Source organism: Saccharopolyspora sp. CA-218241 (genome assembly GCF_050954615.1).
Lineage (GTDB): Bacteria > Actinomycetota > Actinomycetes > Mycobacteriales > Pseudonocardiaceae > Saccharopolyspora > Saccharopolyspora cebuensis.
The window spans coordinates 1423784-1438333 of sequence record NZ_CP191860.1 but is presented as its reverse complement, the minus strand read 5'-3'; the positions used below and the strand labels follow the sequence as shown (position 1 = coordinate 1438333).

The following is a 14550-nucleotide window of genomic DNA, read 5'->3' as shown; positions in this document are numbered from 1 at the left end:
CACGCTGACCGGCATGGGTACGACCGCGCAGGCGTTGCTGCTGGTCTCCCGCCGCTACGTGGACCTGCGGCGGGTGTGCAGCGCGCTCTGCCGCAGTTGACCCGCCGCCGCGTTCTGCATTGTCCAGTCGGCGCCGGGACCGCCGACCGGGTGAACCGTCTCAGCCGACGGAGCAGCCTGCGGCGCGCTCCGGCCCGCATCACTCCCGGAGGTCGGACCTCATGGCCCCCTCGACGGATGCCCCGAACCGTCCCGCCCGCAAGCGCAAGACCCGCGGCGAAGGTCAGTGGGCGCTCGGCTACCGCGAGCCGCTCAACGCCAACGAGCGCTCCAAGAAGGACGACAACCCGCTCAACGTCCGGGAGCGCATCGAGACGATCTACGCGCACCGCGGCTTCGACTCCATCGACCCCGGTGACCTGCGCGGCAGGTTCCGCTGGTGGGGTCTCTACACCCAGCGCGCCCCGGGCATCCCGGGCGCGCGGACCGGCACGATCGAGCCCGAGGAGCTCGACGACTCCTACTTCATGCTGCGCGTGCGCGTCGACGGCGGGGCGCTGACCACCGAGCAGCTGCGCACCATCGGCGAGGTCTCGCAGACCTACGCGCGCGACACCGCCGACATCACCGACCGGCAGAACGTGCAGCTCCACTGGATCCGGGTCGAGGACATGCCGACGATCTGGGAGAAGCTGGAGGGCGTCGGGCTGTCCACCACCGAGGCGTGCGGCGACTGCCCCCGGGTGGTGCTGGGTTCGCCGGTGGCCGGCGTCGCGGCCGACGAGGTGATCGACGGCACGCCGGCGATCGACGAGATCACCGAGCGCTACATCGGGGACCCGTCGCTGTCCAACCTGCCGCGCAAGTTCAAGTCCTCGGTCAGCGGCTCGCCGCGCTGGGACTCGGTGCCGGAGATCAACGACGTCTCGTTCGTCGGCGTCGAGCACCCCGAGCACGGCCCCGGCTACGACCTGTGGGTCGGCGGCGGGCTGTCCACCAATCCGAAACTGGCGGTGCGGCTGGGCACCTGGGTCCCGCAGGAGGACGTCGCCGAGGTCTGGCACGGCGTGGTCCGGATCTTCCGGGACTACGGCTACCGCAGGCTGCGGCACCGCGCCCGGCTGAAGTTCCTGGTCACCGACTGGGGCGCGGAGAAGTTCCGCGAGGTGCTGGAGACCGAGTACCTCGGCCGCGCGCTGGTCGACGGCCCGGCGCCGGCCACGCCCACGACCGCCCGCGACCACCTCGGCGTCCACCCGCAGCAGGACGGCAACTTCTACATCGGCGCGAAGTCGGCGGCGGGCCGGGTCAGCGGCTCCACCCTGGTCGAGGTGGCCAAGGCCGCCGAGCGGGCCGGGTCCCGCCGGGTCCGCACCACCGTCGAGCAGAACCTGCTGGTGCTCGACGTGGCGCCGGGCGAGGTCGACGGCCTGGTCTCCGACCTGGCCGGACTCGGGATGCACGCCGACCCGTCGCCGTGGCGGCGGGGGGTGATGGCGTGCACCGGAATCGAGTTCTGCAAGCTTGCCATCGTGGAGACGAAGGAACGCGCCATCGACCTGATCGGCGACCTGGAGCGGCGGCTGGCCGACATCCAGGGCGACGTGCGCGATCCGGTCACCATCAACCTCAACGGCTGCCCGAACGCCTGCGCCCGCACCCAGGTCGCCGACATCGGGCTGAAGGGTCAGATGGTGCCCGGCCCGGACGGCGCGCAGGTGCCCGGGTACCAGGTGCACCTGGGCGGCGGGCTCGCGCTCGACGCCGGGTTCGGCCGCAAGCTGCGCGGCCACAAGGTCACCTCGGAGGAGCTCGGCGACTACGTCGAGCGCCTGGTGCGCCGCTACCTCGACCAGCGCACCGAGGGCGAGCGGTTCGCGCAGTGGGTGGGCCGGGCCGAGGAGGACGACCTCCGATGAGCCGGGCGGTGCCGTTCCACTGCCCGTACTGCGGGGACGAGGAACTCGAACCGGAGGCCGAACCCGTCGGCGCGTGGCGGTGCCGGGCCTGCTTGCGGGTCTTCACCGTCTCGCTCGTCGGGCTGGCCCTGGGAGGGAGCGAGGAATGACTGCCGAGACCACCACGAACATCGGCGTCCGCCGCGGTGACGACCAGCTGCGCGCGCTGGCCGAGCAGGGCGCGCGGGACCTGGCCGAGGCCGGTGCCGAGGAGGCGCTGCGCTGGGCGGCCGAGACCTTCGGGCCCGGCCTGATCGTCGCGTCCAACATGCAGGACGCGGTGCTGGTCGACCTGGCGGCCCGGGCCCGGCCGGGCGTGGACGTGCTGTTCCTGGAGACCGGTTACCACTTCGCCGAGACGATCGGCACCCGCGACGCCGTCGCCCAGGTCTACGACGTGAACATCGTCAACGCGACCGCGCAGCAGTCGGTCGCCGAGCAGGACGCCGCCGAAGGCCCCCGGCTCCACGAGCGGGACCCGAACCGCTGCTGCTTCCTGCGCAAGGTCGTGCCGCTGCGCGACACCCTGTCCCGCTACGAGGCGTGGGTGACCGGGGTGCGCCGGGTGGAGGCCCCGACGCGGGCGGGCACGCCGATCGTCACCTGGGACGACCGCAACGGGCTGGTGAAGATCAACCCGATCGCCGCCTGGTCCGACGAGGACATGGACCGCTACATCGACGAGCACGGAGTGCTGGTGAACCCGCTGGTGCCCGCGGGGTTCCCGTCCATCGGATGCCAGCCTTGCACCAACAAGCCCGCCCCGGGCGCCGATCCGCGCAGCGGTCGGTGGGCGGGCACCAGCAAGACCGAGTGCGGATTGCACGGCTGAGCCGGGACCTTTCGGAGGGACAACGTGAGCACGACCGATCTCGACATCGCCCCGGCCGACGCGGGCGCGCCGCCCCAGGTGGACAACCTGGATGCGCTGGAATCCGAAGCGGTGCACATCTTCCGCGAGGTGGCCGGCGAGTTCGACCGCCCGGTGATCCTGTTCTCCGGCGGCAAGGACTCCACCGTGCTGGTCCACCTGGCGCGCAAGGCGTTCTGGCCCGCGCCGGTGCCGTTCCCGCTGCTGCACGTCGACACCGGTCACAACTTCCCCGAGGTGCTGGAGTTCCGCGACGAACTGGTCGACCAGGACGACCTTCGCCTGGTGGTGGCCTCGGTGCAGGACTACCTCGACGACGGGCGGCTGGAGGAGCGCGCCGACGGCACCCGCAACCCGTTGCAGACCACACCGCTGCTCGACGCGATCGGCGACAACAAGTTCGACGCGGTCTTCGGCGGCGGCCGGCGGGACGAGGAGCGGGCCCGCGCCAAGGAGCGGATCTTCAGCCTGCGCAACGCCTTCGGCCAGTGGGACCCGCGGCGGCAGCGCCCGGAGCTGTGGAACCTCTACAACGGCAAGCACCGGCCCGGCGAGCACGTCCGGGTCTTCCCGCTGTCGAACTGGACCGAGCTGGACATCTGGCGCTACATCCAGCGGGAGAAGATCGACCTGCCCGCGATCTACTACGCGCACCGCCGCGAGGTCTTCCAGCGCGACGGCATGTGGCTGACCTCCGGGCCGTGGGGCGGACCGCGCGAGGGCGAGGCCCCGGTGGACAAGGTCGTGCGCTACCGCACGGTGGGCGACGGGTCCTGCACCGGCGCGGTGGAGTCCGAGGCGTACACGGTGGACGACGTGATCGCCGAGGTCGCGGCCTCCCGGCTCACCGAGCGCGGGGCGACCCGGGCCGACGACCGGATCTCCGAGGCGGCCATGGAGGACCGCAAGCGCGAAGGCTACTTCTGATCGACCGTTCCCGTCGCCGCGCCGCGTGACCCCGGCGGGGGACCGCTGGTCCCGCGCGCCCGGTGACGGACACGCCGTCCACCGCCCGATCGCACCACCAGGAATGGGTTCCGCAATGACCGAGACGACCACCCGCACGGCGCCGGACTCCGGTACCGAGGTGACGCTGCCCGCTCAGACCGACCTGCTGCGGCTGGCGACCGCCGGATCCGTCGACGACGGCAAGAGCACCTTGGTCGGCCGGCTGCTGCACGACACCAAGTCGGTGCTGGCCGACCAGCTCGACGCGGTGCACCGCGCCAGCGCGGACCGCGGCCTGGCGACCCCGGACCTCTCGCTGCTCGTCGACGGGCTCCGGGCGGAGCGCGAGCAGGGCATCACCATCGACGTGGCGTACCGGTACTTCGCCACCCCCCGGCGGACGTTCGTGCTGGCCGACACGCCCGGTCACGTGCAGTACACCCGCAACACCGTCACCGGGGCCTCCACCGCCCAGCTCGCGGTGCTGCTGGTCGACGCCCGCAACGGCGTCGTGGAGCAGACCCGCAGGCACGCCGCGGTGCTCGCCCTGCTGGGCGTGCCGCGCCTGGTGCTGGCGGTGAACAAGATCGACATGGTGGACTTCGACGAGTCGGTCTACGACCGCATCGCCGCGGAGTTCCGGACCCACGCGGCGGCCCTCGGCTACGCCGAGGACGCGGTGCTGACCATCCCGGTGTCCGCGCTGCTCGGCGACAACGTGGTGGAGCGCTCGGAGCGGATGCCCTGGTACACCGGCCCGTCGCTGCTGGAGCACCTGGAACAGGTGCCGGTGGCACCGGACCCGGAGGACGTGCCGTTCCGGATGCCGGTGCAGTACGTGATCCGGCCGCGCACCGCCGAGCACCCCGACTACCGGGGTTACGCGGGCCAGGTCGCGGCCGGGGTGGTCACCGCGGGCGAGGAGGTCGTGGTGCTGCCCGCGGGGCTGCGCACCCGGGTCGCGAAGGTGGACACCCCGGACGGCCCGGCGCCGCGCGCCGCCGCCGGGCGTTCGGTCACGCTGCTGCTGGAGGACGACTTCGACATCGCGCGCGGCGACCTCATCGCCGCCGCCGCGGACGCGCCGCGGGTCACCGACGAACTCGACGCCACGGTTTGCTGGCTGGCCGAGAAGCCGCTCAACCCGGGGTCGAAGGTGCTGGTCAAGCACGGCACCCGCACGGTGCAGGCGCTGGTAGAGGAGCTGACCGCCCGCTTCGACGAGCAGGCGCTGTCCAGCGTGGCGGCTCCGGATTCGCTGGCGCTCAACGAGATCGGCCGGGTGCGGCTGCGCACGTCCGAACCGCTGCCGGTGGACGACTACGCCGCGAGCCGCCGCACCGGCTCGTTCCTGGTGGTCGACCCCTCGGACGGGACGACGCTGGCCGCCGGGCTGATCGGGGTACCGCTGGCGCCGTTCGCCGCAGCCGCGGGGTGACGGCCGTGTCCGCCCCGCTGGTGGCGGTCGCGCACGGCAGCCGCGACCCGCGGTCGGCCGGGACCGTCCACGCCCTGATGGACGTGGTGCGGGCGTCCCGGCCGGACCTCGACGTGCGCACCGCGTTCCTGGACCTCTCGGCGCCCCGGCTCGGCGACGTGCTCGCCGGGGTGCACCAGGACGGCCACGACCGGGCCGTGGTGGTCCCGCTGCTGCTCGGCCGCGCCTTCCACGCCCGGGTCGACGTCCCGGCGGCGATCACCGAGGCGGCGCGGCGGTTCCCCCGGTTCGACGTGCGGGTGGCCGACGTGCTCGGGCCGGACCCGCGGCTGGACCGGGCGGCGTGGCGGCGGCTGGTGGCCGCCGGGGCCGAGGCCGACGACCCGGAGCTCGGCGTGGTGCTGGCCGGGGCCGGGTCGTCGCACGCCCCGGCCAACCGGCTGGTCGACGACGTGGCCGCCCGGTGGCGGGCCGGTACCCGGTGGGCGGGCGCGGTGGCCGCGTTCGCCGCGGCGGCCGAGCCCGACGTGCCCGCGGCGCTGGACCGGTTGCGCGCGGCCGGCGCCCGCCGGTTCGCGATCGGGGCGTGGTTCCTGGCGCCCGGGCTGCTGCCGGACCGGATCGTCGAGCAGGCCCGGCGGCACGTCGCCGACCCGCTGATCGCGGCGCCGATGGCCGACGATCCCGAGGTCGCCGAGCTGGTGCTGCACCGCTACGCCGAGGTGGCGGAGCTCGGGGCGCCCGCGCTGCTGCCGCAGGCGCTGTAGAACGGCGGCTCGGGTGCGGGGGCGCGCACCGCTTCTGGGATAGTTCTCGCGGCATCGCGCGGAAAACCCGCGCGGCGTTGCGCAAACACGCCAACCCTTCGTCATCCCCGGGCCCCGGGGCATGATGTACCGCGTGTGAGCTGACACACCCGAAGACCGGGAGCGGCCCGGGTCCCCCGACACCCGGGTCGCTGCCGGCCCCGACTTTCCGAGGGCACACGGAGATCGGCGGCACCGATGAGCGGACAACCGCACCTGATCGCGCGCGTACTCCCGGAGTACGCGCGCAACGAGCAGGACAAGTCCTGCCACTTCTTCCCGCTCCCGGCGGGCGGCGGACCCTTACCGGAGAGCCTGCGCGCCTACTGCGGTTTCCACATCACACCCGGAGTGGCCGAGGCGCTCGAAGGCCCCGCCGGGATGCCGTGCACGACCTGCCTGGTGACGGCGACGATCTCCGGCAACGCCGGCTGAGGAGCGAGCCGCGCCCGGCAAGCACTGATCACGTTGCGTGTTGTTGCTGAACCCCGAGACTCACTCGGGGTGGTCATGAGAGAGTGCAATTCCAGCGTAGGGCCGGGGAACCGACCTCCCTCTGTCAACGTCGAACCCGTCAGGCCCGCTCTACCGAGTGACCGCCGGGGTGAGGGCGTTCAATGCAAGGCTGGATGAGAAGTCGGGGACAACAGCGCGAGATGAACACGCAGCAGCCGAGTCGACCGGTCATCACGCCGGCGATGCGGGAGCAGGCCGTCAAGCAGCCGAACACCTGGCTGTACGTGGTCGACCCGATATTCACGGACCCGAGCGCCGAGGTGCCGCCGTGGGGCTTCATCGGCGGTTACCGGGTGGACGAGCACGGCGAGATCACCGACGACTTCTCGCCGAACCCGAACTACCGGCCCTCGCCGGTCGCCTTGCGCCTGCCCGCGCCCACCAACGACGTGGAGCGCGCGCTGCAGCTCACCACCACCGGCTACGCGCAGGGCCAGGCGCTGCTCGCCGCGCTGCTGGAAGCGGAGCTGGTCCTGTTCGCCCAGCCCCAGGGTTCCGGGCTGTTCGTGATGGACCACGAGTCCGGCCGCAAGCAGCTCCAGGTGTTCACCTCCGACGGCTTCCTGCCGCCGAACTGGACCACCTGGCAGCGGATGACCGGGCGCGCGCTGGCCGGGCTGAACCTCGCCGGGACCGACGTGCAGATCAACCCGACCAGTCCGGTCAAGGCCCGGCTGCCCGGTGAGGACCTGGTCAAGGCCGCCGCCTCGATCCCGCCGAAAGCACCGCCGCCGTCCTCGCCGGCCACCGGCGTCCCGGTGGTCCGCCAGCCGGAACCGGCGCCCGAACCCGCTCCCGCGCCGGAGGAGCCCGCGCGGCCCGGCGCCCCGAGCCCCGCCGACACCGAACTCGGTCGCCGGTTCACCGGGGCGCTGCTGGCCGCCGCGATCGGCGACGCCCTCGGCGCTCCGGTCGAGTTCTACCCGGTCGACCAGATCCGCGGTCGCCACGGCGCGAACGGCGTCACCGAGTACGACCGCGGCCACGAGCACCCCGGCGAGTTCACCGACGACACCCAGCTCCTCGCGTTCACCGTCGAGGGGCTGATCCGCGGGCACCGCGCGGTCCGCGACGGGTCGCCGTCCCCGCTGCCCGCGGTGCAGCACGCCTACCAGCGCTGGCTGCACACCCAGGGCTACGGCTGGAGCCGGGTCGCCGGACCGTTCGCCGAGACCAACCCGGAGCCGACCGGGTGGCTGATCGGCGAACGCGAGCTGTTCGCGGTCCGCTCGCCCAACAGCACCTGCATCACCGCGCTGCGCGAGTTCGCGGCGGTCGGCGCCCCCGGCACCCTGGAGCGGCCGATCAACGAGTCCCCGGACAACTCCGGCGTGGTGCGCGCGGCCCCGGTGGCGCTGTGGTCGGACGACCCCGGCGAGGTCTTCGAGCTGGCGGCCGCGATCGCCGCGCTGACCAGTTCGGCGCCCAACGCCTACCTGCCCGCCGGGGCGCAGGCGGTGCTCGTGCGGGGGCTGCTGCGCGGCGACGCGCCGCCGGAGGCGCTCGCCGAGACCCGGCAGGTGCTGCGCCGCTACCGGGACCACGAGGACACCGACCTGGCGCTGGCCCGGGCCGAGGAGCTGGCGGCCGAGGGCAAGCCCAGTCCGGAACGGCTCAAGGACGCCCTCGGCGGCGGCTGGGCCGGGCACGAGGCGCTGGCGATCGCGGTGTGCGCGGTGCTGTCCACCGACAACGTCGCCGCCGCGGTGATGCTGGCGGTCAACCACTCCGGCGACAGCGACTCGACCGGGGCGATCTGCGGTGCCCTCGCCGGTGCGCTGCACGGCGTTTCCGCGCTGCCCGGCGTGTGGCTGCGCGACCTGGGGCAGCGCGAGCTGATCGAGGCGCTGGCCGCCGACGCGCTGCGGGAGTTCGGCCCGAACCCGCCCGCCGACGAGGCGTGGGCGCGGCGCTACCCCGCCGAGCAGGACCGCTCGGAGATCGACTTCACCTCGACCCCACCGCTCGCCTCCGCCGAGGCGGCCCCACCCGAGCCCGCCGAGGCGGACGTGACCGCCGCGATCACCGTCGAGCCGACCGACCCAGCCGAGGACCCGGCGCCCGCGGAGACCGCCGAGCCCGCACCGGTCGAGCCGGAACCCGCCGAACCCGAGCCGGAGCCCGTCGAGCCGGAGCCGGTCGACGAGGCGCCCGCGGCCGAGGCGCTCGCCGGCGAGCCGATCGGCGAGGACCAGCTCGACCCCGCGCGGGTGCGCGCCCGGCGCGTCCACGGCTTCCTGCTCGGCGGCGCGGTGGGCGACGCGCTGGGCTACCCGATCGAGGACGACGACCTGGCGGCGATCCGGCGCAAGCACGGTCCCGACGGGCTCGCCGACTTCGTCGACGCGGCCCGGCCCGGCGGCTCGATCAGCGACGACACCCAGATGACGCTGTTCACGCTGGAAGGGCTGATCCGGGCCAGCATCCGGCGGCGCCGCTTCGGCGAGCACGAGCCGGGGACCCAGGTGCAGCACGCCTACCAGCGCTGGCTGCACACCCAGGGCTTCGACTGGCGGGACGCGGGCGGCCCGCTGGCCACGACCCCGCCGGACGGCTGGCTGATCCGGTGCAAGGGCCTGTTCGTCCGCCGTGCTCCGGGCAAGACCTGCATCCAGGCGCTGCACGGTTACGCCACCGGCACCCCGCGCGGCTCGTTCACCCACCGGCTCAACGACTCCAAGAGCTGCGGCGGCGTGATGCGCGCCGCCCCGGCCGGGTTGTGGTCCGACGACCCCGCCACGGTCTTCCAGGTCGGCTCCCTCACGGCGGTGCTCACCCACGGCCACCCCAGCGGCTACCTGCCCGCCGGGGCGCTCGCGGTGATCATCCAGCAGCTCGTGGCGGACCGGTCGCTGCCGGAGGCGGTGGACCGGGCGCTCGGCGAGCTGTCGTCCTGGGACGGCCACGAGGAGACCACCGCGGCGCTGCGCGCGGCCGTCGACCTGGCCACCAGCGGCGCGCCGACCCCGGAGGAGCTGCACGAGCGACTCGGCGAGGGCTGGTTCGGCGAGCAGGCGCTGGGGATCGCGGTGTGCGCCGCGCTGGCCCGCCCGGACTCCTTCGCCGATGCGGTGCTGTTGGCCGCCAACCACTCCGGCGACAGCGACTCCAGCGCCGCGATCTGCGGCAACATCATGGGCGCCGCGCTGATGCCGGAGGCGATCCCGCAGCCGTGGCGCGACGGGCTGGAACTGCGCGAGGTCATCGAGGAGCTCGCCCGGGACGCCGTCGAGGAGTTCGGCCCGAACCCGCCGACGACGCCGGAGTGGTGGGAGCGCTACCCGGTCGGCGAGGCCGAGCCGGAGCAGCCGGAACCGGTGCCCGAACCCGCCGCCGTCGCCGAAACCGCAGCGGTGCCGGAACCCGCCCCCGCGCCCGCCGCGGTGCCGGAAGCCGCCGAGCCGGAGCCCGCCCCGGCGGAAGCGGACGCCCGGCCGGTGCCCGCCGACGTCGCGGACGATCCCGACGAGGGCCTGTCCGACGAGGAGGTGCGGCTGCTGGCGGCGTGGCGGAAGTTCCGCGACGGCGAGGAGGGCACCTCCGCCGAGCTGAGCCAGGGCCTGAACAAGCTGCTCGTCGAGGCGTTCGGCGAGGATCGGGCCGCGCAGCTGCTCGGCGAGGCGGCGGCCGACGAGGTCCAAGGCGCCGGTCTCCCCGCGGAGGAGCAGGTGCAGCCGGACCGCCAGGAGCGGTTCACCGGGTGCGTGCTGGGCGCCGCCGTCGGCGACGCGCTCGGCGGGCCGTGGATGTTCTCCGACCTGCGCGCCGTGCTGCGGGCCAACCCCGAGGGCGTGCGGGAGTACGCGGAGTTCTTCGGGCGGCGCGGCACCGCGACCTCGCTGTCCCAGCAGGGCGCCTTCGTCCTGGAGGCGATGATCCGGGCCGTGCTGCGCACCGCGCTGCGCGGCGTCCCGGCGCACCACCCGTCGATGGTGCTCACCTCGTTGCAGCACTGGCTGCACACCCAGGGCGTGCCCGCCGAACCCGCGCGGCGCGCGCCGCTGGCCGAGCGGGACGTGCTGCGCGCCCAGCGCTTCCCGGACGAGACCACGCTGAGCGCGCTGGCCCGCTGGGCGGACCGGCGCGACGCCCCGACGCCGGCCAACCCGCCCAACGCCGCGCGCACCGTCGCCGCGACGGTGCGGGGTCCGGTGCTGGGCTTCGCCGCCGCCGACCCGGCGCAGGCGATCGGCTTCGGCGCCGAGATGGCGGTGGTCACCCACGGCCACCCGGACGGCTACCTGCCGGCGGGGGCGCTGGCGGGTCTGATCGCCGCGCTGGACGACGGCCGCACGCTGGCCGAGAGCGTGCGCACCGTGCTCGCCGAACTGGACCAGCTGGAGGGGGCCAGCACCACCGCGGAGGGGTTGCGCTCGGCGCTGGAGCGGGCCGCTTCCGGTCCGCTGTCGCCGACCGCGCTGGAGGAGCTCGGGCTGGGCTGGACCGCCCCCGAGGCGCTGGCCATCGCCGTCGCCGCGGCGCTGTCGCACCCCAACTCGTTCCTCGACGCGGTGTCGCTGGCCGCCACCCACTCCGGGAACAGCGCCGCCACCGCGGCGATCTGCGGTGCGCTGCTGGGCGCCGCGCGGGGGGCGGGGGACATCCCGGCGGAGCTGTCGGCGGGCCTGGAACTGCGCCCGGTGCTCGACGAACTGGTCGCGGACCTGCTCCGCGCCCGCACCGAGGTCATCACCGATCGGGAACCACCGGAGTGGGCCGGGCGTTACCTCGGATGACAGCCCCTCGGACCGCACCCCCTGGGATCGCAGCACCGTGGATGACATGAGCGGAGCCGGTGACCGGTTGGACGACACCGAACGCGCCTTGCTCGCCGCTTGGCGGGCGGCTGCCCGGCGCGACCCCGTCGAGCGGGAGCTGCTGGCGGTCTGGCGGCGGTGGCGGGCCGAACCGGCCACCCGTCCGCCGTGGGGAGCAGCGTTGCAGCAGCGGCTCGCCGCCGATCCGGACGCGCCGCTGCCCGCCACCGGGCTGGCCGGGCCGGACGGCCTGCTGCTCGACGCGCCGAGCCGGGTGCTGGGGATGCTGCTGGGCGGCGCGGTCGGCGAGTTCACCGCGCTGGGCCGGGTCGGCCACCGCACGAGCGCGCTGCTGTTCGTCCTGGAGGGGCTGCTCCGGGCGCACACCCGCGCCCGGTCCGCCGGCGACGGCGATCCGCTCCGCGGCGCCGTGTCCGGGCTGCGCCGCTGGCTGCGCTCGCGCGGGGTGCCGTGGCGCGACTGCACCGGCACCGGGGCGCCGAACGGCTGGCTGCTCGCCGAACGCGCGCTGCGCTCGCGGCTCACCGACGAGCCGACCATGCTGCTCGCGCTCGGCCGGATCACCGGCGGGCACCCGGCGGGCACCCGCGCGGAACCCCTCAACTCCGCCGACAGCGCGACCGCCGTGCCGCTGGGCGCGCTGGCCGCGCTGTGGTCCGCCGACCCCGAGACGGTGTTCGCGCTGGGCGGTGACCTCGCCGCGCTGACCCACGGCCACCCGGACGGGCACGACCCGGCCGGGGTCGTCGGCGTCCTGGCCCACTGGCTGCTGCGCGGACGTCCGCTGGAGCAGGCGGTGGCGCACGGGGTGGCGGCGTGGCCGCCGGGACGGCCGAAGCTCGCCCGCGCCCGCGGCCTCGGCGAGGCCAGTCCGGCCGGGTTCGCGCCGGGACCGGCCGAGCTGGACGCGATGGCCCTCGGCCGCAGCGGGTTGGACGCGCTGGCCATCGCGGTCCGCTGCGCCCTGGCGGCACCGGACTTCGCGACCGCGGTGCGGGCGGCCTCCCGGCACGGCGGGGACTCGGCGTCCTCGGCGATGCTGTGCGGGCTGCTGCTCGGCGCGCTGCACGGCCCGACCGCCGTCCCCGAGCGGTGGCGCACCGCGCTGCCGATCACCGGCCTGGTGGAGCGCATCGCCGAGGACGCCGCCACCGAGTTCGGCCCGTACCCCGACGAGTCCGACGACTGGGAACGGCGCTACCCCACCTCCGACCTCGCCGACCCGCACCGGCCCGCCGCGGCCTACCGCACCGGGCTGGCCGCGGTGCCCCGGCTGGCCGCCTCCCGGGACCGGTTCGTCGGGGGCGTGCTGGGCGCGGCGATCGGCGAAGCGCTGGGGATGCCGGTCGCGGGCGACAACTGGGAGGAGATCCGGTCCCGGCACGGCAACGGCGGCATCACCGACTACGTACCGGCCGGCCACCCGTCCGGTCGGCTCGGCAGCGACACCCAGCTGCTGCTGTTCTCCCTGGAGGGCACGATCCGGGCGAACGTGCGGCGGCGCAGCGCCGGGGCGATCGACCCGACCCGGCACCTCCAGCACGCCTACCAGCGCTGGCTGCACACCCAGCACCTGAGCTGGCCGCGCGCCGCGGGGGAGTTCCTCGCCGACGCACCGGCGCCCGACGGGTGGCTGGTCGAGCAGCGCGCGCTGTTCCAGACCCGCAACCCGGGGCGCACCATGATGCGCACCCTCATCGCCTTCGCCAAGGGCCAGCAGTCGAGGGGCACGCCGGAGGACCCGGTCAGCGACGCCGAGGACAGCGGCGCCGTGCTGCGGACCGCCCCCGCCGCGCTGTGGAGCGGCGATCCGGCCGAGGTGTTCGGGGTCGGGATGGCCACCGCGGCGCTGACCCACGGCCACCCGAGCGCCTACCTCAGCGGCGGGGCGCTGGCGTTCCTGGTCGCCCGGCTGGTGCACGGGGTGGAGCTGACCGCGGCGGTGGACGAGGTGTTGGAGCAGCTCACCCGGCATTCCGGCCACGACGAGGTCAGCCGCAGGTTGCTCACCGCGATGCGGCTGTCGAAGGGCACCCCGCTGCCCCCGGATGAGCTCAACCGCGCCCTCGGCACCGGCTGGACGGCCGCCGAGGCGCTGGGCATCGGGGTGCACGCGGCGCTGGTCGCCGAGGGCGACCTGGACGCGGGGCTCGCCGTGGCGGTCAACCACTCCGGCAACAGCGCCACCACCGGCGCGGTGTGCGGCTGCCTGCTCGGCGCGACCACCGGCGCGGACCGCATCCCGGAGCGCTGGATCGCCGACCTGGAACTGCACGAGGTGGTCGAGCGGCTCGCCCACGACGCCGTCCTCGAGTTCGGCCCCCGCCCCCCGGACTGGGCCGACCGCTACCCCCCGACCTGACCCCCACTCAGATCACTGCTTCACCTGGACGGGTGAGAGCCGGTTCGGTGCGGAGGTGGGGTCGTCGGGTTCACGTCCGGGTTAGCGTGCTGGCATGGCTGAACTCGTGCACCGCAGCACCGACGGCGGCATCGCCACCATCACCCTGGACTCCCCGCACAACCGCAACGCCCTGTCCGCCCAGCTCCGCCGCGAGCTGCTCGACCACCTCACCGCCGCGATCGACGACGACGCGGCGCGGGTGCTCGTGCTGGACCACACCGGTCCGGTGTTCTGCGCCGGGATGGACCTCAAGGAATCGCGCGCGGCGGGCTCCGAGGAGCAGGGGGTGCAGGAGCTCCCGGCCATCCTGGAACGGCTCTGGCACAGCCCGAAGCCGGTGGTCGCCAAGCTCGCCGGACCGGCCCGCGCGGGCGGGGTGGGCATGGTCGCGGCCTGCGACCTCGCGGTGGCCGCCGACACCGCCACGTTCGCCTTCTCCGAGGTGCGCATCGGGGTGGTGCCCGCGGTGATCTCGATCCCGGTGCTGCCCCGGCTGACCACCCGCCAGGCGCACGAGCTGTTCCTCACCGGGGAGACCTTCGACGCGCCGCGCGCGGTGCGGATCGGGCTGCTGAACGCCGCGGTGCCCGTCGCCGAGCTGGACGCCGAGGTGACCCGCTACACCGACATGCTGGCGCTCGGCGCCCCCGGCGCGCTGGCCGCCGCCAAGGAGCTGCTGCTCGCCGAGCGACCGACCGACCTGGGCGCCGGGTTCGAGGCGATGCAGCGGCTGTCCGCCGAGCGGTTCGCGGGCGCGGAAGGCCAGGAGGGGATGCGGGCCTTCGCCGAGAAGCGCAAGCCCTCCTGGGTGCCCGAGCGGCTCCGCTGAGC

General features: G+C 74.7%; 10 protein-coding genes. All 10 read left to right on the top strand.

Going from position 1 to position 14550, the window contains the following annotated elements; genetic code table 11:
- The first annotated feature begins 221 nt into the window (after positions 1–221).
- The 10 genes from ACQP0T_RS07050 to ACQP0T_RS07005 all read left to right on the top strand — a co-directional run bounded on the left by ACQP0T_RS07050 (position 222) and on the right by ACQP0T_RS07005 (position 14548).
- A complete protein-coding gene (locus ACQP0T_RS07050) occupies positions 222–1919 on the top strand; it encodes a nitrite/sulfite reductase (protein WP_345364771.1) in 1698 nt (565 codons plus the stop codon).
- A complete protein-coding gene (locus tag ACQP0T_RS07045; RefSeq protein ID WP_433871845.1) occupies positions 1916–2068 on the top strand; it encodes a hypothetical protein in 153 nt (50 codons plus the stop codon). The genes ACQP0T_RS07050 and ACQP0T_RS07045 overlap by 4 nt, the downstream gene beginning before the upstream one ends.
- Positions 2065–2790: a phosphoadenylyl-sulfate reductase gene (locus tag ACQP0T_RS07040; RefSeq protein WP_433871844.1), complete on the top strand. Its 726-nt coding sequence runs from the start codon at positions 2065–2067 to the stop codon at positions 2788–2790. The genes ACQP0T_RS07045 and ACQP0T_RS07040 overlap by 4 nt, the downstream gene beginning before the upstream one ends.
- A gap of 45 nt (positions 2791–2835) precedes the next feature.
- Positions 2836–3756 (top strand): sulfate adenylyltransferase subunit CysD, encoded by a 921-nt coding sequence (gene cysD, locus ACQP0T_RS07035; RefSeq protein WP_433873611.1) that lies wholly within the window; start codon positions 2836–2838, stop codon positions 3754–3756.
- 115 nt (positions 3757–3871) lie between these two features.
- The gene (locus tag ACQP0T_RS07030; protein ID WP_433871843.1) at positions 3872–5215 is read left to right on the top strand and encodes a sulfate adenylyltransferase subunit 1; all 1344 of its coding nucleotides are present in this window, start codon (positions 3872–3874) and stop codon (positions 5213–5215) included.
- A 5-nt stretch (positions 5216–5220) separates the two neighbouring features.
- Complete coding sequence (locus ACQP0T_RS07025; protein ID WP_433871842.1) at positions 5221–5982, top strand: sirohydrochlorin chelatase; 762 nt, start codon at positions 5221–5223, stop codon at positions 5980–5982.
- 237 nt (positions 5983–6219) lie between these two features.
- Complete coding sequence (locus tag ACQP0T_RS07020; protein WP_433871841.1) at positions 6220–6456, top strand: hypothetical protein; 237 nt, start codon at positions 6220–6222, stop codon at positions 6454–6456.
- A gap of 221 nt (positions 6457–6677) precedes the next feature.
- The gene (locus tag ACQP0T_RS07015) at positions 6678–11273 is read left to right on the top strand and encodes a type VII secretion system-associated protein (protein WP_433871840.1); all 4596 of its coding nucleotides are present in this window, start codon (positions 6678–6680) and stop codon (positions 11271–11273) included.
- Positions 11274–11319: 46 nt separating this feature from the next.
- On the top strand, positions 11320–13677 hold the full coding sequence (locus ACQP0T_RS07010; RefSeq protein ID WP_433871839.1) for an ADP-ribosylglycohydrolase family protein: 2358 nt from the start codon (positions 11320–11322) through the stop codon (positions 13675–13677).
- A gap of 94 nt (positions 13678–13771) precedes the next feature.
- Positions 13772–14548 carry an enoyl-CoA hydratase-related protein gene (locus ACQP0T_RS07005; protein ID WP_433871838.1) on the top strand — a complete coding sequence of 259 codons (777 nt, stop codon included), beginning with the start codon at positions 13772–13774 and terminating at the stop codon, positions 14546–14548.
- Positions 14549–14550 lie beyond the last annotated feature (2 nt).

Coding starts and splice junctions, on each gene's coding strand:
- ACQP0T_RS07050 (WP_345364771.1), top strand. CDS start 222: ATGGCCCCCTCGACGGATGCCCCGAACCGTCCCGCCCGCAAGCGCAAG.
- ACQP0T_RS07045 (WP_433871845.1), top strand. CDS start 1,916: ATGAGCCGGGCGGTGCCGTTCCACTGCCCGTACTGCGGGGACGAGGAA.
- ACQP0T_RS07040 (WP_433871844.1), top strand. CDS start 2,065: ATGACTGCCGAGACCACCACGAACATCGGCGTCCGCCGCGGTGACGAC.
- ACQP0T_RS07030 (WP_433871843.1), top strand. CDS start 3,872: ATGACCGAGACGACCACCCGCACGGCGCCGGACTCCGGTACCGAGGTG.
- ACQP0T_RS07020 (WP_433871841.1), top strand. CDS start 6,220: ATGAGCGGACAACCGCACCTGATCGCGCGCGTACTCCCGGAGTACGCG.
- ACQP0T_RS07015 (WP_433871840.1), top strand. CDS start 6,678: ATGAACACGCAGCAGCCGAGTCGACCGGTCATCACGCCGGCGATGCGG.
- ACQP0T_RS07010 (WP_433871839.1), top strand. CDS start 11,320: ATGAGCGGAGCCGGTGACCGGTTGGACGACACCGAACGCGCCTTGCTC.
- ACQP0T_RS07005 (WP_433871838.1), top strand. CDS start 13,772: ATGGCTGAACTCGTGCACCGCAGCACCGACGGCGGCATCGCCACCATC.